Here is a 23,027-nt window from a genome sequence, read left to right as displayed (position 1 = left end):
AGCAAGATCACCGCTGTTGTGTCCGGGTGTGAGGTCGGGGCGGGGGCGAAGAAAGAGCAGGGGTGGGGCGGGCCTGCTCCCGCGCCGGACCGGGTGCCCCGAACACCACCTCGCGTGGCCGGTCGCGTGCCCGACACCTGCGGGCAGGAGGGCTCTTCGCACAACGAAAGGGGTGGTGGCCCGAAGGTCTCCCTCCGGACCACCACCCTCATCTACTCGTGTACTCCCTGGCCACGCCCCGGGGCATCCGAGGCGAACCGGACCACCTAGTCGTGGAAGGGGAGGTCCTCCGGCATCAGGGGCTCGAAGTCGGTCTCCTCGATGGCGCCACCCTCACGGTCGGTGACACGCGGTTCCTGGACCACCTCGATGCCGCCACCCGCCTGGTACTGGACCACGTAGACACCCTGGTGGCCACCGTGGTCACCATCGGAGGAGGAGAAGGGCACCGGACCGGGCCCCTGCCACTCCTGGGTCTCCATGGCGTCGATCAGGGCCTGACGGGTGAGGTCCTCACCGGCGGACTTGAGGACCTGGGCGAACATGACGGCCTGGGTCATACCGAAGACGTGCGTGTTGGTGACGACATCGCCCTCGCCGTACTCGTCGTAGACCGCGAGGAAGAACTGTCCCCACTCGTCGTTCTCGTCCTCCACCCGAGGCATGTAGGTGGTGATCAGCAGGTCCTCCAGGAACGCGTCGGCCGGAACGTCCTCGGCGTCACTGCCCTCGGTGAACGTCGCGAGCAGCCCCTGCAAGGTGGTGGTGTCACCACCGATGCTGGAGACCACCCACTGGGGTTCGTAGCCGATCCGTGCGGCCTCCAGCATGCCCAGGGCGACGAACGCCGGGATGCAGGAGCACACGACCACCTCGGCACCGGAGTTCTCCAGTTCGGCGATCTGCGAGCTCAGGTCGGTGACCTCGGACTCGTAGTGTTCACGGGCGACGACGTTGTCACTGAGGTACTGGTCGAGCCCGGCCTGGGAGTCCTCGCCGATGTCGTCGTTCTGGTACAGGTAACCGACATCCTGCCCGGCGAAGTTCTCGGCGATGTACTCGCCCTGGATCTTCGCTTCCTTGGTGTAGTCGGTCTGCCAACCGTAGGTGAGCGGGTGCTCCTCGGGGTTGTTCCAGGCCAAGGCACCGGAGGAGGGGAAGATGTCGGGAACGCCCTCCTCGTTCAGGTAGTCCAGGACACCACTGTGCGTGGGCGTGCCCAGGCCCCCGACCATCGCGAAGATCTCGTCCTCGATGACCAGCTGACGAGTGACGTCGATGGTCTGGGAGGGGTCGTAGACGTCGTCCTCGACCCGATAGTCGATCTGGCGTCCGTTCACGCCGCCCTGGGCGTTGACGTACTCGTAGATGGCCGCCGCCCCCTGCGAGACCGCCAGGTATCCGGGTGCCGCCGGCCCGGTCAGGGGCTGGTGGGTTCCGATGACGACGGTGTCGTCGGTGACACCGGTGCTGACGTCCAGGTCGACGTCGTCGCTCTCGCCGACCTGCCCGGCACCGCTACAGGCGGTGAGGAACAGGGTCAGGGCCATTCCCGAGGCCAGAAAGGCCCGGGATCCAGTGCTCTTTCGCATGGTGTTCTCCTTCGTTGGGGGGAGGTTTAGGACTCGCGGGCTCGGAGACGGGCTCTGAGGCTCTGGAGGGCCCCGTGGACACCCAGGGGCCAAAAACGCAGGACGAGGATGAGTACGACGCCGAAGAACACGATGGGCAGGTTGTTCTCCGCGTCGCGGCTCAGGTTCATGGCGCCGGCCAGGTCGCCGGCCCAGATCTGTAGGTAGACGATGGCGATCGAGGCCCACAAAGCACCCCACAGGCTGCCGATGCCACCGAGGACCAGTGCGGCGAGCAGGGTCAGCGACAGCACGAGCGTGAAGCTGCTGGGGGTGACGGTGCCGAGTACGTAGGCCTGGAGGCCACCGGCCAGACCACCGGCGGTGGAGGCGATGACGAAGGCGACCACCTTGGTCTTACCGACGGGGACACCGGCCATGGCGGCCGCGGTCTCGTCGTCACGGATGGCGCGCATCCGGCGCCCCAGGCGTCCGGACGAGATGGTGGCGAGCACCGCCAGACCGATGACGACGGTGGTCCACACGACCAGCGCCCGCCATTCACTGGTGCTGAGCAGGTCCTGGAGGAAGGGCGGTGCCCCGGCGGTACGGATGTTGAGCCCGTTGCTACCGCCGAGAAGGTCGTGGTAGCGGTGTGTGAGGCCGGGCAACCCCACCGCGAGGATGAGGGTGGCACCGGCCAGGTAGGGGCCGTGCAGCCGCGCGGTGGCGGCACCGACGGCGATACCGGCGATGATCGATACCACCACGATGATGCCGAGGTTGGCGGCCAGCGGAAGCATCGGCTGGTGCAGGACCAGCAGTGCCATCGTGTAGGCACCGATCATCATGAACGCGCCGTGTCCCAAGGACACCTGGCCGGAACCGCCGACCAACAGCTGGAGGCCGGCGACGGCGAGCATGGTGTAACCGACTGCGGCGATGCGCAGCGCGGTGAGGTCTCCGGTGACGAACAGCAGTCCGGTGACGCCGACCAGGCCGAGCACGGCCAGCAGCAGGTGCCGGACCGGGAGGGGCATGGAGGCCCAGCTGGAGGCTCGGGGCGTCTTGGGCGGTGTCCGGTCGCTCCCGGAAGGGGCTGCGGTGCGCTTGTCGCGCTGGGTGGTGGGCTGAGACATGGCTACACCTTTCGCGCGGTCGGCCGGGACAGGATGCCGTCGGGACGCACGCTCAGGACGATGACGACGATGGCGAGGGCGGACAGGGTGGCCAGTTCGGGCCCGAGGTAGCCGGACACGTAGGACATGCCCAGGCCGATGAGCAGACCTCCGATGACCGCTCCGAAGGGGTTGTCCAGCCCGCCGACCACGGCGGCGGTGATCCCGAAGACGAACACCACGTCGAACACGTTGGGCGAGAGGAACGGAGGTCCGGCGAGCATCCCCGCCAGGGCGCCGATGAAGGAGGCGATGCCCCAACCGGCCGTGAGCATCAGGCCCACCTTCACACCGCTGAGCCGCGCCGATTCGGGGTGGAAGGCGGCAGCGCGCATACGCAGGCCGAACGGGGTGAAGCGGTAGACGGCGAAGAGCAGCAGGGCGACGACCCCCACGGAGACCAAGGCGAAGGTGTCCGCGGGAGAGAAGCGGCCCACGTAACTGAACGCGTAGCGGAAGCCGTGCTGTTCGTTGCCCCAGACCATGCCCACCCCGCCCTGGATCACCAGGAGGAGTCCGAGTGTGACGATGATGGCGTTGAGCTGGGAGGTCTTGGCGATGGGGCGGATGATGACGCGTTCGACGAGGGCACCCGCCGCCATGCCCACGATGAGGGCCGAGGCGAATCCGATCCAGTAGGAACCGGTGAGTTGGGTGACGGTGTAGGCGGCGTAGACCGCCACCAGGGCCAGGGCGGGCTGGGCGAAGTTCACCAGCCGGGTGGCCTGGTAGATGATGACCAGGGACAGCGCGAGCGCCGCGTAGGCCGCCCCGGACGCCAGCCCGTTCAGGGTCAGGTTGATGAAGTGGGTCATGGGGTCTCCCTCAGAAGCCGAGGTAGGCGTGACGCGTGCGGTCGTCGGCCAGAAGGCCCTCGGAGGGCCCTTCGGTGGCGACGCGGCCCTGGTTGAGCACGAATCCGTGGTCGGTGACCGACAGAGCGCCGGCGGCGTTCTGTTCGACGAGGACGACGGTGAGTCCGGTGTGGTCGCGCAGGTCGCGCAGCAGGGTGAAGATCTGCTTGGTGATCAGCGGTGCGAGACCGAGCGAGGGTTCGTCCAGCAGCAGCACCTTGGGGCGGGCCATGAGGGCGCGGCCGATGGCGAGCATCTGGCGTTCGCCACCGGAGAGGGTGCTCGCGCTCTTGGTGCGGCGCTCCACCAAGGGCGGGAAGAGGTCCATGACTTCGTCGAAGGTGGTGCGGTCGCGCCGGTCGGAGCGCCATAGACCGCCCAGGCGTAGGTTCTCCTCGACGGTGAGTTCGACGATCACTCCGCCGCCCTCGGGGACGTGGGCCAGGCCACGGGTGATGACCTTCTCGGCGGGCAGACGGGTGAGGTCCTCTCCTTCGAGCAGAACCCGGCCGGAGGTGGCCCGGTGCAGCCCGGTGAGCGTACGCAGCAGGGTGGTCTTACCGGCACCGTTGGCGCCCAGGACGGCGCACAGACCACGGTCGGGAACGTCCAGGGAGACGTCGTCGAGGACGCGGACCGGACCGTAGTGGGCGGTGAGCCCTTGGACGGACAGGAGGGGTTCGGTACTCATCGGGCGGCTCCGTTCTGGCCCGGGTCGACGGTGACGGGGCGCCCATCGGCGGGCTCCTCGTTCGCCGGGGTACCGAGGTAGGCCTGGGTGACGGCGGGATCGGCCTGCACCTCGGCGGGGGTACCGCTGGAGATGACCTTGCCGAAGTTGAGGACGACGATGTGGTCGCACACGTTCATGACCAGATCCATGTGGTGTTCGACGAGGACGACCGCCATGTCCTTGCTGAAACCGCGGATCTGTTCGGCGAGGTTGTCCATCTGCTGACCGGACAGGCCACTGGCGGGTTCGTCGAGGAGGAGGAGTTCGGGTTCACCCACGCAGGCGCGGGCGAGGGCGACCTGCTTTTGCACCCCGTAGGGGAGGGTGCCGGGCAGGCGCGTGGCGTACTCGGCGATACCGAATCGCACCAGGGCGGCCATGGCCCGCTCTTCGAGCTCCTTCTCGTCACGGTGGTGGCGACCCAACCCGCTGATCAGGGAGAACGATCCGCCACGGGCGAGCCGGTCGGCCCCGACCATGACGTTCCAGATCACGGGCATCATCGGGAAGAGGTTGAGACCCTGGAAGGTACGGGCGATCCCGGCCTTGGCCAGGTGATGGGTCTTGCGACCGGGTGGCGGTGCCCCCTTCCAGGAGATGGTTCCGCTGGTGGGACGCAGGACACCGGACAGGACGTTGAAGAAGGTGGTCTTGCCCGCGCCGTTGGGGCCGATGAGGCCGACGACGGATCCGGGTTCCACTCGGAGTCCGACGTCGTCGAGCGCGGTGAGGCCTCCGAAGCGCACGGTCACCCCGTCCGCTCTCAGGAGATGTTCCGGTGCGGTCGTTGTCATGACTGCCTTTCTCACGGTTGCGACCAGCGGGTCCGTACCGACTAGTTGGTACGAAGCAGTGATCCGTCCGCTCCGTCGCGTCCGGACTTTCGGAGCCTCTGTCAGGTGAAGAGGCGGGCCAGGTCCACCCGGGACCTGATGTTGAGCTTGCGGAAGATGCCGCGTAGGTGGTGCTCCACCGTGCGTGGGCTGATGAACATGTGGGCGGCCACCTCCCGGTTGGTCGCTCCCTCGGCCACCAACCGGGCGATCTGCTGCTGTTGCGCGGTCAACTCGCTGGTGGGCGTGGTTTCGGGACCGCGCTCGGAGGTACCGATGGCGCGCAGTTCGGCGCGGGTCTGTCGGACCCACAACCGTGCCCCGAACCGTTCGAAGGTCTCCAGGGCGTTGTACAGGTGTTCACGGGCTCGCCCGGGTAGCCGGGCGCGCCGCAGGAAGGCGCCGAACAGCAACTGGGTGCGTGCGTGCTCGACGTCATCGTCCCCGCAGGCCCGATGCAGGGCCAGCGCGGTCTCGAAGTGGTCGGCCGCCTCGTCACCGGTGGCGAGGAGACCCTCCCCGCGCGCGGCCAGGGCCAACGCGCTCGAACTCTCGACGGACTCGGCCCATCCTCGATAACCGCTCAGGGAGGCCCGTGCCCACTCCGTCTCGCCCATGCGTACCGCGGCTTCCACGAAGTGCGGGGCCGTGAGTAGGCGCATGGTGGGGTGCCCGTGCCCCGGGCCGGCGTGCACCAGGGAGCGCAGCCGGAAGAACGCGTCGGCGGCGTTGCCGCGTGATAGTTCCAGGACCGCCAAGGCCCAGGAGGCCAGGGCCGCGGACAGACCGAGGCTGTTCTCCCCCGCCTGGGTGGCGACCGCGCGCGCCCGGAGCCGACAGGTGTCGACATCGCCCTGGATGGCGGCGATCATCGCCAGCGACGCCAGGTTGTGGGTCGCCCAGATGGACTGGCCGGTCTCCCTGGAGGCCCGCAAGCCCTCCAGCGCGCTCCCGGCGGCGGACGGAAAACGCCCGCTCCAGAACTCGGAGAAGACCAGGAAGGCCATGGCCGAGGGGACGAAGGTGTGTTCGCCTCGGGTCCGAGCGGTCTCCGCGGCGCGGGAGGTGATGCTACGGACGAAGGGTGCGTCTCCCAGACGCAGTCCGCAGATGCCCGCCCACACCATCTCGGTGGGCGTGGTCATCTCGGAGGAGAGGCGGACCGCTTCGCGTAGCAGCGGTGTGGAGTTCGGGTAGTCGCCCCGGAAGGAGATGCTGCATCCCTCCAGGTACGCCGAGGTCATCCGCATCGAGGTGGGGTCGTCCGGCCGAACCAGACTCACCGCCAGCTTGGCGGCGCGATCGTGTCGGATCGGGTCGCCCGCGTAGGAGGCGCTGTCCGCGGCACGGGCCAAGGCACGCAGGGCCAGGGTCCGATCGTGCGGAGCCAGGTCTCGGCCGATCTCGAAGAGGCGCTCCGTGGCGTCGATGGCGTTGGAGTCGCGCATGTGCAGTTGGGCGTCGATGAGGTCGATGATGGCCCGACGCCGGTCGGAGACGGCCAAGGGCCTGGCCTGGGCCAGGATCTGGGCGGCGCGGTCGCAATCCCCGGCGAGATAGGCCTTGTGGGAGGCACTGGAGAGACGACAGGAACGCCCATCGGGGTCGGGGGTGAGGAAGGCGGCGCGCTCGCTGGCGAGTGAGGCCGCCAGCGGACCCTCCAGGCGTCTGGCGCGACGCGCCGCCGCGGCGACCCGGTCGGCGAGGTCGGCGTCGGGGGCATCGGCCCCCTGCGCGGTGTGCCGGGCGAACTCCACCGGTGCGAATTCGGGGTCGGTGACGGCGGCCAGGGCTCGGTGTGCGTCGCGCAGTCGGCCTGCGGGGGTGCCTTGGGCGATGGCTTCGCGCAGCAGGGGGTTGGCGAAGACGACGGTGTCGGTGTCGATCGAGACCAGACCGCGTTCCTCCGCGGGTTCCAGCACACCGATGGTCGACGAGGACCCATCCGCAGCGTCCAACAACAGGTGGGCGCGGGAGTCCGCGGACAGAGCCGCCAGCAACAGCACGTACCGGGTGTCCTCGGGCAGCGCCCGGTAGGGGGCCAGGAGGGAGGAGCGCAACCGCTCGGGAAGAGGGGGTGGCTCGGGCAGTGGCGCCTCCCCCTGGATCTGGCCCGTGGTCAAGGAGTCGAGGAATCCGAGGAGGGCCGCCGGGTTGCCGTGGCAGGACCGGACCAGCAGGGAACGGACCGAGGAGGACAGGTGTGCGGGAGCCCGATCGGTGAGGATGTCGTGGACGGCGCGGTCGCCGAGCGGGGTGAGCCGGTATTCGGTGACCCCGTGGACGAGGGGTTCGCGAACGCCCTCCCCCAAGGCGCTGGAGGAGGTGAGACCGGGGGCGTCGGCGGGTTTGCCTCGTCCCTCACCGGCCGCGAACACGATGGTGATGGGGGCGCCGGTCAGACGCCGGGCCGTGAAGGCGAGGGCCTCCAGGGTGGGGGTGTCCAAGAGGTCGGCGTCGTCGACGCAGAGCAGGAGGGGACGTTCGGAAGCGACCAGGGAGAAGAGTTCGAGGAGGGCGGTGTAGAGGGCGAAGCGGTCGGTCTCGGCCACCCCGCCTCGGGTGATGGCCTCGCGCAGGAGGGTGCGGCGTTCTTCGGGGAGTCGACCCAAGACCGCCTCGACCGGGAGAAGGAGTCGGTGCAGTCCGGCGAGGGGGAAGTCCGCCTCGTCGGCGACTCCCCCTAGGCGCAGAACGGTGAAATCGCCTGCGGTGGTCCCGGCGTGTTCGAGGAGGGTGGTCTTGCCCAGCCCCGGGCCGGCGGAGAAGAGGAGGGACACGCCTTGCCCGGACCTCGCGTCGCCCAAGGCGTCGGCGAGGATCCGCTGCTCGGTGTCCCGGCCCCGGAGACGTATGTTCTGGGGCTCCGTGTACCTATGTGCCACGTGTCACACATTCGCACATGAATGCCCTGTTCGGGCAGGCCCAAGAGGCCACACTGGTGGTTCCACCGATGCCCGCACGGAGTCGCGTGCGGCGGCCCGAAGGAGGGCTTCGTCAACGCGGAAGAGGACCTTGAGGAGAGGGGTCGATCGCCCTGAAACCCTTGCTCCACATGGGTTTCGAGCAATCTTGACAAGGGGGTCCGCGCGCCCGATTCCGACCCTGAAAACCCTCTCCGCGCCGCTCTCACACACTCACCGGGGTTATCAAGACGTTACGTGCGTACAACACCCAACCCGCGAAACCGACAAACAGGACATACGCCACTATCGGTAGTTTTCTGTCATCTTTGGGCGGCGGCAAGGGCTTGCGGACAGCGTGAGGCGGACGGGTTCGCGGGCTCCCCCATGAGTCGAGAGAACCACGTGCGGGACCTCCCTGGCCACTACGCGTCCACAGCCTGTGGACGACCGACCCACTCCGACCCGTGTGCCTGCTCGGTCGCGCGTACTGAGCTGATTCGCCGAACCCGTTCGACAGGCCGCACTGGCACTCGCGACTCGGTCCGGCCACAAACGGCCAAAGCACCATCGCTGACGATATTCGGGTGGTAGTTACTGAACCACGAAGAGCAAAGGAACCTTAAAGCGAAGGAAGCACGCATGGAGCCCTGGCAACGCTGGTGCGCGCGCACGATGCTCAAGGACAGAACCGCCAACCTGCATGGTGAAGCGTTCGAGGACTTCTTTCATCGCCTCATGCAGTTGGCGGACCCGGGCTTCTTTCCCGTCCGCACGACCAGGGGCGACCGAGGCGCCGATGGCCTACTGATCAGTGGGCGTAGGCTCTACGCCTGCTACGGCCCTCAAACGGCGAACGAATACGAGGTTGGACGCAAGTTCCGTTCGGACCTACATGAAGCCATCACCCACAGGGGAGATGATTTCGATACCTTCGTCTTCGTCCACAACAATTCACGTGGTGTGGCCCCTCAGGTGACCTTGGAGATTTCCGAGGCCCAAGCCGATCATCCTTCGCTGAAGTTCGAGAACTTCGGCCTCGACCAGATGTTCCGCGTCCTCAGAAGGTTGGACAGCGAGGACATCGAGGACCTCATCGGCCCATTTCCGCTGAAGGCGATGGTCACAGGTGTCGGTATGGCCGAACTGGCTCCGCTCCTGGACCACCTGTCCACGAACCGGAAACGGAGTTCGTTACCGACCAACATCCCCATACCCCCGAGCCACAAGTTGGAGTACAACCGCTTCGGTGAGGACATGGCGGACTTCCTGCGGCTGAGCCTGCCGCATGTCCCGCTCGTCAAGGACTACTACGACGGTCTGGCCGATCCCATCGAGAGAGACGAGGTCGCCGCGGCCTTTCGCCAGGAGTACCTCGACCTCGCCGACACCCTCGATGATCCCGATGCGATCGTCGTTCGCCTCCAGTGGTACATCCTTGGCAACGAGGCTAGGAGCCCGAAAGATCAGATCGAGGCGAACACCGTGCTGATGTACTTCTTCGGGGAGTGCGAGATCTTCGAGATACCACCGCAGGACTGGCCCACCGCCCACGAAACCATGGAAGGGGGGACCACGTGATCGCACCGACCAAGGGAATCGCCCCGCAGCGGGCGTTGTTGACCGTGGGCGCCCAGATCCTCCAGGCGAGTGAACACCAGAGCATCACCGTGGATCAGGCGTGGCGTCGACTCCAGAAGTGGCGATCCGATCACGACCACAACGCTCCTTTGCCGTTCTGGTGGTTCGTGCTCGCTCTCGACGTTCTCTACACCCTGGGAACGGTGGAACTACGTGAGGACGTCCTAGTCTTCCGAGAGGCGTCCGATGTTGCGTGAACTGAAAGCGAGCGATCCCCGGTTCCGGGCGATCTCCTTCACTCCCGGACTCAACCTCTTGCTCGCGGACCGTACGTCCGCTTCCACCGAAGACCAGAGCCGCAACGCGGTCGGTAAGACCAGCATGGTGGAGTTGCTTCATTTTCTGCTGGGGGCGGACAAGACGCCGTTGGTCACCCGTGGAGAGAACAAGGGAACCACGTTCGAACTCGTCCTGGACTGGCCCGAGCCCGTTGGCAGGCTCAGTGTTCGTCGCTCCGGGAGTGACCCGAAGAAGATCTACCTCGACCCGGACATCCGTGGGCATGACCCCGATGTACTCATCCAAAGAGCCGGTGTGTCCGGGGTGAAGGAATGGAGGAGCGCCCTCGAACGCGAATTGTTCGGGATCAGGGACGCCGACAAGGTCTTGAGTGGCCGACTCCTGCTCGGCTTCTACCTGCGCAGAACCGAGAAGAACGGTTTCGCCGACGCCCTCAGGCCCAACCCGCAGACCTCCCGGCACCTGGCCACCGCGAACCTTTGCCATCTGCTGGGTATGGACTGGGCACTCGCCGCTCGCTACGGCGAACTCGCCGAACGGGAGCAGACCCGAAGGAAGCTAGCGCGGGCCACCGATGACCCGGTGTGGAAGGACATCGTCGGCAAGTCCGGTGACCTTCGCGGCCAGCTCATCGTCATCGAACGTCGTATCGCCGATCTCAAGGCGCAGATCTCCGACTTCCAGGTCGTTCCGGAGTACGAGGAGATCCGCCGAGAAGCGGAGCGGGTGGACTCTCGCATCCGTCAACTACGCGAAGCGGACGTGATCGGTCGAAGGAATCTCGCGGACATCGAACGCTCCATCGAGGAAGCCGACGATCCAGGCCATGACTACCTCGAACGGGCCTACCAGGAGATGGGAGTCCTTCTCGGCGACCAGGTACGGGCCCGGTTCGACCAGGTGGAAGCCTTCCACCGGGCGGTCGTGCGCAACCGACGACGGTACCTGAACGAGGAAGCCGCCGCCTTACGCGAAAAGCTCACCACGAGCGAGAGGGAGCGTGAAGACCTCGGTGCGAGACAGGCCGCGCTCCTGCGCACCTTGAACGAAGGGGGAGCACTGGACACCCTGACGGTGATGCAGGGGGCACTCGCCAAAGAAGAAGCACAGCGCGAATACCTCCAAAGCAGGCTCAACGCCGCACGAACTTTGGAACAGAGCCGGCGTCAGATCGACCAAGAGAAAGCCGCTCTGGAGGAGGAGGTCCAGAGCGACATCGAGGCCAGGAGAGAACAGGAACAGCAGGCGAACCTGTTGTTCAACCGATTCGCCGAGTACCTGTACGGCGACGCCCGCGCTCCTTACCTGACCTTCCAAGCCAGGCGTAGCCACCTGGAGATCGAGCTCAAACTCGAAGCCGACGACAGCACCGGCATCTCCAACATGAAAATGTTCTGCTTCGATCTGGCCTGGGCGGTGATCGCGCACCGTGCCGGTCGAGGGCCCGACTTCCTCGTGCACGACAGCAAGATCTACGATGGCGTGGACGAACGCCAAGTGGCCCGAGCATTGGAACTGGCGGCCATGGTCGCCCAGGAGGAGGGCATGCAGTACGTCGTGACCATGAACTCCGATGACCTGGTCAAGGCCGAACGGATGGGGTTCGACGCCATGCCGTACATCATCGAGCCGAAGCTGGACGACTCGGAGGCCGGAGGACTTTTCGGGTTCCGTTTCTGACCGGAAAGCAGTCCGGTGGGAACCACGCGGCCCCGGTCGGTGACCGGGGACCGGCGAACCCTACCCGACCGAGTCGCGGGAGAGGGCCGCGTTCAATTCCTCCGCCGTAGGCGGATCGGCTCCCTCTCGGGTGACCGTGTGCGCGGCCGCCGTGGCCGCGTGGGTCAACAGCGCCTCCAGGTCCGTCTCCGTCAACCCCGCCAAACGCTCACGGGGCGACTCTCCAAGGCGTCCATCCAGGTCCAGCCGGTGCAGGAGCGCGCCCATGAACGAGTCTCCCGCCCCCACGGTGTCCACCACCTCCGTGGGCGGTGCCGGCACCGAGGCCATCACCCCGTGGGAGAGCGCGAAGGCACCCTCCCCGCCCCGGGTGACCACGACCAGCACCGGACCGAGGGCCGCCAAGGCCGCGGCCGCTTCCTCCACGGGGTGATCGGGGTAGAGGAACTCCAGGTCCTCGTCACTGGCCTTGACCACGTGCGCCTGGGCGACGTGACGCAGGGCCATCGCACGGGCCGCCGCCGGATCGCCGATCACGTCCGCGCGAATGTTGGGGTCCAGCGTGACGGTCACCCGGCCACGTCCGTGTTCGCGGCGCAGCAGGGCCTCGATGAGGCCGGCGCCCGGCTCTCGGAACAGGGCTATGGACGCCGCGTGCAGGGCCTTGACCTCGGGTTCGAGCGTTTCGGGCAGCTCCCCGGAACGCCAGCGCCAGTCGGCGGCCTCCTCCATTCGGAAGTCATAGCTCGCGGACCCGTCCTCACTCAGGGTGGCCAACGCCAGAGCCGTCGGCTCCTCGGCATCGATCAGTCCGGCCGGGTCCAAGCCCTCGGTGAGCAGGCGCGCTCGGATCATGGCTCCGAACCCGTCGGAACCGATCCGGGCCAGCAGCCGGGTGGGCAACCCCAAGCGGGACGCGGCCACCGCCGTGTTGGCCGGACCACCACCGGGCGCGGCCCACAGCGACCGTGGCCCATGCTTACCGGGTAGCAGGTCCATGACGTTCTCGCCGACCACCACGAGTCGGGCGGGCGCCTGCTCGCTCACACGGCACCTCCTTCGTTCCGTTCGGCGGGCAGGGCCGCCGCGATCGACGTGGACAGACCGATCTGGGGCAACAGGACCGCCTGGTAGGCGTGGTAGACGTCCGGCTTGCCCTCCCACACCGAGCCCGCCGGTCGGTTGTTGGGATCGAGTTCGTGCCACCAGCTCCCGTTCTCCCGGTCCACGTGGTGGCGGTCGGCGTAGGCCCACCAGCGTTCCAGGTGTTCGGTGTAGACCTCCTCGCCGGTGCGCTCGGCCAACACCCAGGCGGCCATGGCGCCTTCGGCCACCACCCAGTGCATACGCTGACGCACCACCGGCCGGTCCCGCCAGTCCAGCGTGTAGACGAACCCCTCGGCTCCGTCGACGTGCCAGCCTCGGCGCACGGCGTTGGCGAAGAGGAGTTCGGCGTCGGTGAGCAGCCATTCCGGAACGGGTTCACCGGCCCTTTTCAGGGCGAGTTCCAGGTGCACGAGCAAACGTGCCCACTCCAACAGGTGGCCGGTGGTACTACCGAACGGCCGGAAGGGGTGGTCGGGTCGGTCCCGGTTGTAGTCGAGCACGGGCTCCCAGTCCGGAGTGAAGTGCTCGGGCAGACGCCAACCGTGGTCGGCGGCCACTCCGTGGATCAGGCGTTCGGCGATGGCCAACGCCCTGCGGGTCCACTTGGTCTCGCCCGTGACGTCGGCGGCCGCGAGGAAGGCCTCCACGCAGTGCATCGCGCTGTTGGCGCCCCGGTAGGACTCGGTGGTGGTCCAGTCGGCGTCCCAGCTCTCCCGCACGCAGGCGGCCTCGGGTTCCCAGAACCGCTCGTCGATGACGCCGAGGGCCTCGTCGAGTAGGGCTCGTGCGCCTGGGCGACCCGCGTGGGCGGCGGTGGCGGCGGCCAGGACGACGAAGGAGTGCGGGTAGGCGGACTTCTCCGGCAATACTTGGGAGCGCTCCCGAAGCGTCTGGGGATCGCCACCTTCGGGCACCTCGTCGAACCATCCGCCCAGGTCGGCGTCGCGCAGCGGACCCGACAGGGCGGCCAGGCCATGATCGGCCAGCTCGGCGGCGCCGGAGACCCCGCGCAGGTGCGCCAGGGAGAACACGTACGTCATGCGAGCCGTGATCCAGGTGGCGGTCGGACGCTCCGACTCCACCGCGCCCTTCGCGTCCAGGAAACCGAACCCGTCCGGAACCGCCGCCCCGGTGGCGAAACCGACCAGTCGCCGTTCCTGCTCCCTAAGCCACGCGGCCCCTCCCGGGACCGGGTGTGTCGATGCGGTCAAACCAGTGCCTCCTCGGGGAGTCGTTGCGCGCGTAACGCTATCCCGAACCGACCGCCTCGGGAAAGCCCACCTCACCACGCTTCATCCAAGTGCCCTCGGGCATCCTCCCAGCGCATGGACTCGGGAAAACCGCTGGAACCGCGCATGCCCGACCTGGCATGGTGACCACCACTACCGCCCGCACGACGAGGACCAACCGTGGGGAGGCGACGACGTCGAGGCCGTGGTCGCCGGAGTACGTTCGGTGCTCGCCGTCCCTGATGCCCGCGTAGCGCACATCAGCGCCGACATGGCCGACCCCGACGCCCCGGCGCAGGCCTTCGCCGCGCGACACGACGGACGACCGGGGGCCGGGTGTTGTTCATGACCTCCGGTCAAACGCACGGCCCGATGCCGGGCGAAGTCGCCTACGCCTCCGCCAAGGGCGCACTCTCCCAGATCACCCCCACCATCGCGGCGGAGCTGGGACCTGCGGGCATCACCGTCAACACGGTCGACCCCGGACCGGTGCGGACCGGCTACATCGAGGGCGAACTCCTGGACCGAGTGGTACCCGTGTTCGCGCTGGGCAGGCTCGGTGAACCGGACGACCCGGCACGCCTGCCGGCCTGGCCGGCCACCGATGAGGCGGCCTGGATCACCGGCCAGGGGATCAGCTCCGAAGGTGGATTCCTGTTCACCTGACCCGCTCGGCGAAACCTTCCCGATCGGCGACCTGACAGGTCCACCTGATGTGCTCGGCCACCATGACGGGATCCTCCACCATCGGGATGTGTCCCGCCCCGAGCAGCGACACCATGCGCGCGCCGGGCAACCTTTCATAAGCGTTCTGAGCACTCGAGGGCGGCAGGGTCCGATCATGGTCGCCCCACGCGACCGTGACCGGACAGTCGATCGGTCGCCGCACGAAGTCGTATTCGGCGATCTCGGGCACCATACGCACGTACGCGGAACCGGGTTCGAGTTTGTCCACCCCGAATCGGAGGGCCTTGGCCTTGGGTGAGGAGGGGTCACCGCGCAACGCGATTCGGGCCACGGCACGAGCCGGCGGGGTGTCCGCCAACCGTTCCTTGACGGGCAACGGGACCTGGGTCGCCAGTTTCGCGAGCACACCCAAGGTGCGCATCCCCCATCGGCCCGCCTCACCGGAGAACCCGGCCGGAGAGAACACCGTGACCGAGCCGGCGACCCCCTGAACCCCCAACTCCAAAGCGATCGAACCACCCAGGGAGTTACCGACCAGGTGCGGGCGCTCCAGATCGAGCAGCTCGCAGAAGTCCCCGATCACCCGCACGAGCTCGTGCACGTCGTAGGGTTCCTCCGGTTCGGGCCCCGGCGACTGTCCGAAACCCGGAAGATCGACGGCGATCAGCTCGTAGTCATCGGCCAACCGAGGCATCACCGGCCGCCAGCACCGCCACCGGTCACCGAGCCCGTGCAAGAGGACGATCGGCCGACCACGGCCGCGCCGGTCATAGGCGATTCGTCTGGCATCCATGGTCTAGATCTACCCGCGCAGCCGATCCCCGCCACCCGCGAGAACCAAGAGCGAGCCCCCCTTCTTCGCCGCTCAGGCGCGTATCGACCCCCGGGCCACGTCCCGGAACACCCCGCGAGTCGTGCCACCATCCCGGACCCTGGGGGCCGCGGTCAGCAACAGACCCGAGACGATGGCGCCCAGGCCGAGCACCGGGAAGGGGCCGAAACCCAGACCCGTCACGGTCAGGGTCAACATGCCCCCGCCGATCAAAAGCGCGGCGGCCAGCACCCGAAGCAGACCCGGGTCACCCTTGAGCACACGAGGCGGCTCCTCGAAACGCACCGCCCAGTGCGCCAGCGGCAGTACCAACGGCACCAGGACCGCGACCCCGAGTACGCCCCATAGCAGCCACCAGCCGGTCATCGGTTCGGGGGTGTCGATGCCCAGACCGAACACCACTACGCCGGCGACCACGCTGATCGGCAGCATGTGCCACAGGTACACCGTCATCAGTTGCGGGCACAGCCGGTCCAGCATCCGCGCCGGGCCGGGGCGGTCCGCCCAGGCACCGATCCACCGCCGGAGCAGCACCGCGACCCCGACCTGCAACGAACCCAACGCCGCCAAGACCAGGGTCGGCGGGGCCACGTTCGAGGTCTCGGCCGCGAACACACCGGTCATGTTCAGCGAGTACGGCCCCAAGGCGGCCAGGACCAGTACGGCCACCGCACCGACAGCGGCCATCCAGATGGCGTGTGTTCGGGTGATCGCACCGGTCACGTAACGGAACCCCAACTGATGCACACCCAGCCAGACGAACGCCACGTTCAGATAGCCGAACCACTCCACACCGAAGCTGAAGCGCACCGTGTCCACGAACACCGCGCCGGCCAGCAGCGCCACCGGCACCCACCAGCCGAACCGTTCCTGCGCGGCGACCAGCATCGGTGTCGCCATGACCACCAGTACGTACACGGCCAGGAACCACAGCACCATGCCGGCGGCACCCGCCCCGACCAGCACCGGCTGTGCGGGAGCACCGCCCAGAACGAGCAGGTGGCAAGCGATGATCCACACCACCGCCAAGGGCACCACCGGCCAGGCCAGTCTGCGCAGGCGCTTGGCCCACCAGACCCGGGCCCGTTCACCTCGACCCGAGGCCGCCCGCCAGCTGATCAGATTGGCGGCGCCGCCTACGAAGAAGATCAACGGCATGACCTGGGAGATCCAGGTCAGTGCGAACCCGCCGTTCACGCTGAGCACACTGCCCGTGTCCAGTTCCCCCTGGGTCTGCACGCTGAGCACCGGAAGCCACCAGTGTTGAACCACGACCAAGACCATGACGAACATGCGCAACACGTCGAGGAAACGATCACGCGAACGGCTGGGGGATGTGGTGGTGACGGGTGCGGCGGTGGGCGGACGCCCACCCGCGGGTTCGACGGTCACGGTCATCGTTGTCGCTCCTTGGTCCTCCCGGAGGACCGACGAGCACACAAGGGTGCCCACAGGTCACATGGACCGGGCTCAGGGGTGTCGACACGTCCCCACGAAACCCTGGAAACGGCTCCGCGAGTTGCATTCGATGACGCGTCGTCGAAAACGACCCTAGGCGTGACGGCCGTTCGGTCGCGATGGCGCAGGACCCCCTCTTTCACGGCGGTGGACCCACCCACGAAAGGTAGGGCTCGCACCACCATTCACCCGGGAGGCGGGTGACGAAAGGGCTTGGAGAGAAAGGTACCCGATCCGCGCCCCTCCCCGGCGAGCTCCCCAAGACACCCTCCGGTCAAGGGATCGAGGCGGTCCCTGAAAGGACCGGTCAGGGCGCGGTGGGAAGAGCCCGCTTGTGGGAGGTGACACGATAACGATCGACGAGGGTACGAGCGACCTCGTCGTCGACCGGCAGTCCCTCCAGAAAGTCGTCGATCTGGTCGTAGGTGAGCCCGAGGGCCTCCTCGTCCGGCTTTTGCGGGGTGAGCGATTCCAAGTCGGCGGTGGGCACCTTGTGGACGAGGTCCTCCGGAGCACCGAGGGCGGCACCGATCGCGCGCACCCGGCGCTTGGTCAACCCCGCCAAGGGAACCAGGTCCGCGGCGCCGTCGCCGTACTTGGTGAAGAAACCGGTGACGGCCTCGGCCGCGTGGTCGGTGCCGACCACCAAACCACGAAGGCCACCGGCGACCGCGTACTGGGCGATCATCCGCTGACGGGCCTTGACGTTGCCGATGACGAAGTCCCTGGCGGCTTCGTCGGTGTAGGTCATTCCACCCTTGTCCAGGGAGGCCGTCATGGTGTCGGTGGTCGGGCCCACGTCCACGGTCAGACAGCGTTCGGGAGCACCGAACTCCACGGCGCGGGTCGCGTCGTCCTCGTCCTTTTGGACGCCGTAGGGCAAACGCATGGCCACGTACTCGGCCTCGTGGCCGGCCTCACGGGCCCGGTCGACGGCCAAGCGGCACAGTCGACCCGCGACCAGCGAGTCGACTCCACCGCTGATGCCCAGGACCAATGCTCGGGAACCGGTCGTGGTGAGCCTTTCGGCGAGGAAGGCGACCCGGCGTTCGATCTCGATGGTGACGTCGAAGTCCGTGGAAACCTCGAGGTCGCGGATGATCTCCTGGCGCGCTTGGTTCAACTCGGTCTCGGTCACGTGCGCTCCCTGCGTGTACTGCGGCTGTCCCTTCCGATTATCCCCTCCCCCGTGTTACGTGCGGGTTTCCAGGGCGCGGTTCCGAGGCCGCTCGAAGAGTCGGCGCTAAGGGCCGCCGGGGCGCAGGCGTCGAGCGAACCGTTCGTAGTCCACCACCACACCGTCGCCGTCCACGGACAGCCGATACTCACCGTGCAGGGGGTCGCGGTAGGTGTACTGTTCGAGCCCGCCCTCGGCCGGGTGCCGGGTGTAACGCTGGCGAACCCGCCTGATCCGCAAGGAGGGGACGTCGATCCACACGACCGCGATGTCACGATGTTCGCCGGGGTTCAGTCCCAGTCTGCGGATGGGCAGGGTGTTGGTCAGGGGCGTGGCGGCGACGTCGACGTCGAGGCAGCCCACCAATTCGGGCAGTTCACGGCCGCGGTCGTCGACCCAGTGGCCTCCCTGGGCCCGCAGGATGACCACCTCCGACCCCGCAGCGGACACCACCTCGGCGCGTACCTCCGTGGTCGTCCAGGCCAGGTCCGTGCGCACGGTGAATCGGGTGAAGAACCGTCCCTCGCCCCCCACCACGGTCTCCCCCGCCTCCAGACGGAAGCCGTCGGGCTCGGGTAGGAGCGTGCCGAGCCCCAGGCCTTCGGGGACGTCGGTACGGGACCAGGCTGCCGGGTGTTCCGTCGGTGACGACATGTTCACCGTTCTACCCCTCCGACACCAGGGGACGCCAGAGCACGAGCGGGCCCGTGCCGCAGGCGACACGGGCCCGGAAGATCGGCCTGACCACACACGGCCCGAACACACGGCCCGGATAGGACGCACAACCACCTGGACCGTGTTCTGTGTGGAAGGTCCCCAATGTCGAAGCCACTGGTCATCATCTACGTTCGTCTCTCCCCTGATTCTGACGCGTCCACTTCCGTTGAATCCCAGACCCAGACGTGTCGTGCCTACCCGGACACGCGAGGGTGGCAAATCCCGTCCATAGCCGAAGACGTTGACGTGTCCGGAGCGTCGCGGCTCATCGTGCACGTTCTGTCAGCCTTCGCCGAATACGAACGAGACATGATCCGGACACGCATCCTCGAAAACAAGGTGAACCTTCGCGCTAAGGGGCGATGGTCGGGCGGAGCCGCACCCTACGGTTACAAGATCATTTTCGCGGTATCGGCCGGACGGCGGGACGAAGGATGGCCGCTCGAAGCGATGCCCGGATTGCTCGAAGCAACGCCGGAAGGTCCGTAACCGCGACGAGTCACGCCGGTTCGGGTGAGAGCTCCACAGGGCCCTGTACGGCCTTCTCCACAGGACCCTCTGGCCGCTCCGGGACCCTTCCCGGACATGAACCCGTGGAAGGACCTACGAGGCCGGTTATAGGTATGGCTGACCTCGTGAGGGACTTTTTTTGTGCCTAGAACTTGACCCGCGCTGATCAAAAGTTGTGTGTACGCGATTCTGCGAGCGTTCCACCACGCGACCCGACCACGGGAAGGGCTCCGCGAAGGTCACGCCTCGAAGGACAGGGACGAAGCCACGCGCGTAGCGCGTAGGTAAGGGTCAAGGGTTGGGAGCGTCCCTAGGGTTGTCCGCTACGAAGGTGCCTCTTTGGGGGACGGTGAACACGTCTCCCTCTTCGACAAGTACGGCGACGGCACGACGGACGGTAGAGCGCGCAAGGCCGTATTCCTGTACAAGTCCGCTTTCCGACGCGATGCGTTGACCAGGTGACCAGTCCCCGCGAGCGATGCGCGCGCGCAAGATACCAGCCAGTTGACGATAAGGCGTCACGGGCCCGTCGTGGTCGATCTCCGCATCAGGATCAAACGTCATGCTCCGAAGGTAGACGTGCCCAGTCAAGGCACTTTCAAGGGATACAAGCCTAGACGTATCGATACGAGTCTGTAGACTGAGGTCCCCGTGAACGCACGGGACCCCGCGACGGCGGCAACCGTCCGGGGCCATGGCCAACGCTTACAGGAGCGTCGACGTGAACACCCTACTGTCCTTCCTTGCCGTTTTTGCGCGGCTCCTCCGTCCCTCACAAGCCACGCACGGATCCCCCTACGGCCGCGTCGCCGGCATCCTCGAAGAGCTTCGGCGGAACCGCTCGCGTCGGGTTCGCCGCTATGCGGAGGTCCTGCCCACCGTCGCCGTCACGGAGCCGTTCCCCGCGATCCCCGCTCCGCGTAAGCCCGCCGAGAACGTCCCCGCCCCCGTACCGTGTGCGGCACTTGTCCCCGTCCCGGCCGACCATGTGCCCGTGGTGGACGCTTCGAGCGTCGCCGAACCGGCCGCGATGGTGCGCGGCTACTACCGCGAGTGGGAGCGCAGGAAGGCCGAACGGTACGCGGATCGGCAATGGTTGGGCATGGCCGTGCTGTGCGACGTCGCGGCCGCTGCGACCTCGAAGGTGGGTGCCTGATGTCGACCCACGAAACGACCTTCGAGGTATGCGGGTGGTGGGTGACCACCATCGGCGGGTTCCAGGGTGAAGCGTTCTGTTCGCGTCCGCACGGCCACGACGACGACCACCACGACGCGCACGGCGAGCCGATCGACCTTCCCGCGAACGCCGAGCGTATCGGCCACATGTGCGCGGCCCATGACGAGGACGGTTCGGGCACGGCGTGCGCACGCCGGCCGAACCACACGGGCCCGTGCGTGAACCGGTACGGGTACGTGTTCGGCGATACGCAGAACGCGGCACAGGCTCCCGAGCCCGCATCCTGCACGTCGCCGTGTTGCGTCCTCGAGGCCGGACACGCAGGCACGCACGCAGACCACCCAGAACCGTTTATCGTGAACGGCTGTGTGTCGCAGCTAGGACGGTTGTTGGCCACACTGGTCTTCCTCGCGACGCAGCGGCGACGCTGGACACCGCGGCGAGCGTGTGGACCACACTGGACACGTTGTTGCGCACGGGTGGCCCGTTGCCATCTCGCTGGGTGGCGCGCTCCGTGGGGCGCGGCCGTGCCACACCCGTGTATGAGTCGTTGTGTGAGGCTCTGGACACCTCGCCACCGGGTGGCGGTTATTCGGTGTTGGAGTTCCCTACGTTGCGCAGCGCGTGCCGCGCGTGGGGCACGATGGACGCCATCCTGTGCGCAGGTGGCGCGTTGCCGGAGCCATGGGAGGCAAAACGGTGACCTCGCGTGTGCCGGAGTTCCCCGAAGAAGCAGGCGCGTTGCTGTGCGCAGCGCAGGACCTCCGCTAGCCGCCCGTTGCCCCGTTCCCTGCGAGGGGAACGGGGCACTTTCAAACCCGTCTATGTGTCGTTGGGCGTGCCTTCCAACCGGAAGCCTTTCGTTACGGGGTTCAGCCGGCGGCGGTGGGTTCCCCCTCCTTGCCACCCTCCTTGATCTCGGCTTCGACCCGATCGAAGTCGGCCTCCATCTGTTCGCTGACCTTGCCCAGGCCGTTGCAGGCCACGATGGCGACGAGGCTCAAGGCGATCGCGGGCACCATCGCGTACAGGCCGATGTCGAAGTAGGCCGTGTCGAGGACGTCCCACACGATGGCGGTCGTACCGCCCACGATCATGCCCGCCAGCGCACCCGTCCAGGTCATCCGCTTCCAGAAGAGCGCGAGCAACAGGACCGGACCGAAGCCCGCGCCGAAGCCGGCCCAGGCGTAGCCGACCAGGTCCATGACCGACCGGTCACCCCACAGAGCCACGCCGGCCGCGACCAGGGCCACCGCGATCACCGTGGCGCGACTGATCCACAACAGGGAGCCGGGCGAGGCCTCCCTGTTCATCCATGCCTTGTACACGTCCTCCGTGAGCGCGGACGCCGCGACCAGGAGCTGGGAGTCCGCCGTGCTCATCACCGCGGCGAGGATGGCGGCCAGGAGGACGCCGGCCACCACCGGGTGCGAGAGTGCCTCGATCAGGCGTGGGAAGACCTGCTCGGGATCACCGAGCGGGGTGTCGAAGTAGGCGATGCCGATGAAGCCGACCAGGACGGCGAGGAACATCGCGGTGACCGCCCAGCTCACACTGACGACCGCGGCCTTGGGGATCTCCTTCACCGAACGAATACCCATGTAACGGGCGAGGATGTGGGGTTGGCCGAAGTAACCGAAGCCCCAGGCCAGACCGGAGACGATGACCACCCAGCCGAGGGTCTCCGTGCTGATCCAGGCACCGGCGTCGCCATCCAGGGAGGTTCCGCCGAACGCGGACATCAGACCGTCGGCCTTGGCACTCACCCCGTCGGTGAGGCCGCCGAAACCACCCAGGGCGGTGATGGCGAGCACCGGGACGATGAGCAGTGCGAGCCACATCATGATCGCCTGCACCACGTCCGTGTACGAGACGGCCAGGAAGCCGCCGAGCACGGTGTAGAGCACCACGATTCCGACGCCCAAGGCGATGGCGGGTGCCGGCGACATACCGAAGATCATGTCGAAGAGGGAGGCCATGGCCACGAGTCCGGAGGCCACGTAGAAGAAGTAGAAGACGATGATGAGCGCCGCGGAGACACCGCGTAGGAGAGGGGTGGGGTCGTTGAAGCGGTTCTCCAGGAACGAGGAGAGGGTGAGCGAATCGGACTCTCCCCCGGCCCGGGAGTCGGTGACGCGCTGGGTGTAGACGCGCAGGCGCGGGGCGATGAGGATCCAGCTGCCGGCGAAGCCCGCGGCGAGCCCGACCGCGATCCAGGCCTCACCGAGCCCGGAGACGTAGATGGCGCCGGGGAGTCCCAGCAGGAGCCACCCGCTGAAGTCACTGGCGTTGGCGCTCAAGGCGGTCACCCAGCTGTTGAGCTGACGGCCGCCGAGTACGAAGTCGGACTGCGAGACGGTGCGTTTGTAGACCCATAGGCCGATCACGACCATTCCGGCGAGGTAGACACCGAAGGTCAGAATCGACCAGAGCATGGACTCGTTCACCCGCCCACTCCCTTCCCTGAATAACGCAACGGCGGACCGTTGTGCGTCGTTGG

General features: G+C 67.3%; 19 protein-coding genes and 1 pseudogene. 6 read left to right on the top strand and 14 right to left on the bottom strand.

What is annotated here, in order from left to right; translation table 11 throughout:
- Window positions 1–266: 266 nt before the first annotated feature.
- The 6 genes from D472_RS0109495 to D472_RS0109470 all read right to left on the bottom strand — a co-directional run bounded on the left by D472_RS0109495 (window position 267) and on the right by D472_RS0109470 (window position 8,054).
- Window positions 267–1,592 (bottom strand): ABC transporter substrate-binding protein, encoded by a 1,326-nt coding sequence (locus D472_RS0109495; protein ID WP_026117533.1) that lies wholly within the window; start codon window positions 1,590–1,592, stop codon window positions 267–269.
- Window positions 1,593–1,618: 26 nt separating this feature from the next.
- The gene (locus D472_RS0109490; RefSeq protein ID WP_017604247.1) at window positions 1,619–2,710 is read right to left on the bottom strand and encodes a branched-chain amino acid ABC transporter permease; all 1,092 of its coding nucleotides are present in this window, start codon (window positions 2,708–2,710) and stop codon (window positions 1,619–1,621) included.
- 2 nt (window positions 2,711–2,712) lie between these two features.
- Window positions 2,713–3,564, bottom strand: coding sequence for a branched-chain amino acid ABC transporter permease (locus D472_RS0109485; RefSeq protein ID WP_017604246.1), 852 nt, complete (start codon window positions 3,562–3,564; stop codon window positions 2,713–2,715).
- A 10-nt stretch (window positions 3,565–3,574) separates the two neighbouring features.
- Window positions 3,575–4,294, bottom strand: coding sequence for an ABC transporter ATP-binding protein (locus tag D472_RS0109480; RefSeq protein WP_017604245.1), 720 nt, complete (start codon window positions 4,292–4,294; stop codon window positions 3,575–3,577).
- Window positions 4,291–5,130: an ABC transporter ATP-binding protein gene (locus D472_RS0109475; protein WP_026117532.1), complete on the bottom strand. Its 840-nt coding sequence runs from the start codon at window positions 5,128–5,130 to the stop codon at window positions 4,291–4,293. The genes D472_RS0109480 and D472_RS0109475 overlap by 4 nt, the downstream gene beginning before the upstream one ends.
- Before the next feature lie 101 nt (window positions 5,131–5,231).
- Window positions 5,232–8,054 (bottom strand): helix-turn-helix transcriptional regulator, encoded by a 2,823-nt coding sequence (locus tag D472_RS0109470; protein ID WP_026117531.1) that lies wholly within the window; start codon window positions 8,052–8,054, stop codon window positions 5,232–5,234.
- Between the two features lie 660 nt (window positions 8,055–8,714).
- Between D472_RS0109470 and D472_RS0109465 the strand changes: the two genes are divergently transcribed.
- Genes D472_RS0109465 through D472_RS0109455 form a run of 3 tightly spaced genes read left to right on the top strand, consistent with a single transcriptional unit; the run spans window position 8,715 to window position 11,633 of the window.
- Window positions 8,715–9,653, top strand: a complete 939-nt coding sequence (locus D472_RS0109465; RefSeq protein WP_017604242.1) for an ABC-three component system protein — start codon at window positions 8,715–8,717, stop codon at window positions 9,651–9,653.
- Window positions 9,650–9,910 (top strand): ABC-three component system middle component 6, encoded by a 261-nt coding sequence (locus tag D472_RS0109460; protein WP_017604241.1) that lies wholly within the window; start codon window positions 9,650–9,652, stop codon window positions 9,908–9,910. Before D472_RS0109465 ends, D472_RS0109460 begins: the two co-directional genes overlap by 4 nt.
- Entirely contained in the window at window positions 9,900–11,633 is a 1,734-nt protein-coding gene (locus D472_RS0109455) for an ABC-three component system protein (protein WP_017604240.1), read from the top strand. The genes D472_RS0109460 and D472_RS0109455 overlap by 11 nt, the downstream gene beginning before the upstream one ends.
- Before the next feature lie 60 nt (window positions 11,634–11,693).
- On the opposite strand, the gene D472_RS0109450 is transcribed toward D472_RS0109455, so the two are convergent.
- The gene (locus tag D472_RS0109450; protein WP_017604239.1) at window positions 11,694–12,680 is read right to left on the bottom strand and encodes a carbohydrate kinase family protein; all 987 of its coding nucleotides are present in this window, start codon (window positions 12,678–12,680) and stop codon (window positions 11,694–11,696) included.
- Window positions 12,677–13,951: an AGE family epimerase/isomerase gene (locus tag D472_RS0109445; RefSeq protein ID WP_017604238.1), complete on the bottom strand. Its 1,275-nt coding sequence runs from the start codon at window positions 13,949–13,951 to the stop codon at window positions 12,677–12,679. The genes D472_RS0109450 and D472_RS0109445 overlap by 4 nt, the downstream gene beginning before the upstream one ends.
- A gap of 166 nt (window positions 13,952–14,117) precedes the next feature.
- Between D472_RS0109445 and D472_RS27525 the strand changes: the two are divergent.
- Window positions 14,118–14,635 (top strand): annotated as a pseudogene (locus D472_RS27525) (SDR family oxidoreductase); the annotation flags it as partial.
- On the opposite strand, the gene D472_RS0109435 reads toward D472_RS27525, so the two are convergent.
- The 4 genes from D472_RS0109435 to D472_RS0109420 form a co-directional block, all read right to left on the bottom strand.
- Window positions 14,628–15,449 (bottom strand): alpha/beta fold hydrolase, encoded by an 822-nt coding sequence (locus D472_RS0109435; protein ID WP_017604235.1) that lies wholly within the window; start codon window positions 15,447–15,449, stop codon window positions 14,628–14,630. The pseudogene D472_RS27525 and the gene D472_RS0109435 sit on opposite strands and share 8 nt — an antisense overlap.
- Window positions 15,450–15,521: 72 nt before the next feature.
- Window positions 15,522–16,886 carry an acyltransferase family protein gene (locus D472_RS0109430; RefSeq protein WP_017604234.1) on the bottom strand — a complete coding sequence of 455 codons (1,365 nt, stop codon included), beginning with the start codon at window positions 16,884–16,886 and terminating at the stop codon, window positions 15,522–15,524.
- Between the two features lie 367 nt (window positions 16,887–17,253).
- Window positions 17,254–18,084 carry an ammonia-dependent NAD(+) synthetase gene (gene nadE, locus D472_RS0109425; RefSeq protein WP_017604233.1) on the bottom strand — a complete coding sequence of 277 codons (831 nt, stop codon included), beginning with the start codon at window positions 18,082–18,084 and terminating at the stop codon, window positions 17,254–17,256.
- Window positions 18,085–18,189: 105 nt separating this feature from the next.
- On the bottom strand, window positions 18,190–18,777 hold the full coding sequence (locus D472_RS0109420) for a putative glycolipid-binding domain-containing protein (RefSeq protein WP_026117530.1): 588 nt from the start codon (window positions 18,775–18,777) through the stop codon (window positions 18,190–18,192).
- A gap of 165 nt (window positions 18,778–18,942) precedes the next feature.
- Between D472_RS0109420 and D472_RS28130 the strand changes: the two genes are divergently transcribed.
- On the top strand, window positions 18,943–19,329 hold the full coding sequence (locus D472_RS28130; RefSeq protein WP_152447923.1) for a recombinase family protein: 387 nt from the start codon (window positions 18,943–18,945) through the stop codon (window positions 19,327–19,329).
- A 312-nt stretch (window positions 19,330–19,641) separates the two neighbouring features.
- Here the strand turns inward: D472_RS28130 and D472_RS27520 are convergent, their stop codons facing one another.
- Window positions 19,642–19,914, bottom strand: coding sequence for a GntR family transcriptional regulator (locus D472_RS27520; protein WP_083903424.1), 273 nt, complete (start codon window positions 19,912–19,914; stop codon window positions 19,642–19,644).
- Between the two features lie 157 nt (window positions 19,915–20,071).
- On the opposite strand from D472_RS27520, the gene D472_RS0109405 reads away from it, so the two are divergent.
- Window positions 20,072–20,506 carry a hypothetical protein gene (locus D472_RS0109405; RefSeq protein WP_026117529.1) on the top strand — a complete coding sequence of 145 codons (435 nt, stop codon included), beginning with the start codon at window positions 20,072–20,074 and terminating at the stop codon, window positions 20,504–20,506.
- Between the two features lie 893 nt (window positions 20,507–21,399).
- On the opposite strand, the gene putP is transcribed toward D472_RS0109405, so the two are convergent.
- Complete coding sequence (gene putP, locus D472_RS0109400) at window positions 21,400–22,962, bottom strand: sodium/proline symporter PutP (protein WP_033303487.1); 1,563 nt, start codon at window positions 22,960–22,962, stop codon at window positions 21,400–21,402.
- Window positions 22,963–23,027: the final 65 nt, after the last annotated feature.

The sequence above is a fragment of the Nocardiopsis alkaliphila YIM 80379 genome, assembly GCF_000341005.1.
GTDB lineage: Bacteria > Actinomycetota > Actinomycetes > Streptosporangiales > Streptosporangiaceae > Nocardiopsis > Nocardiopsis alkaliphila.
Note: the sequence above shows the minus strand (reverse complement) of the source record. Positions and strands in the feature narration are given on the sequence as shown.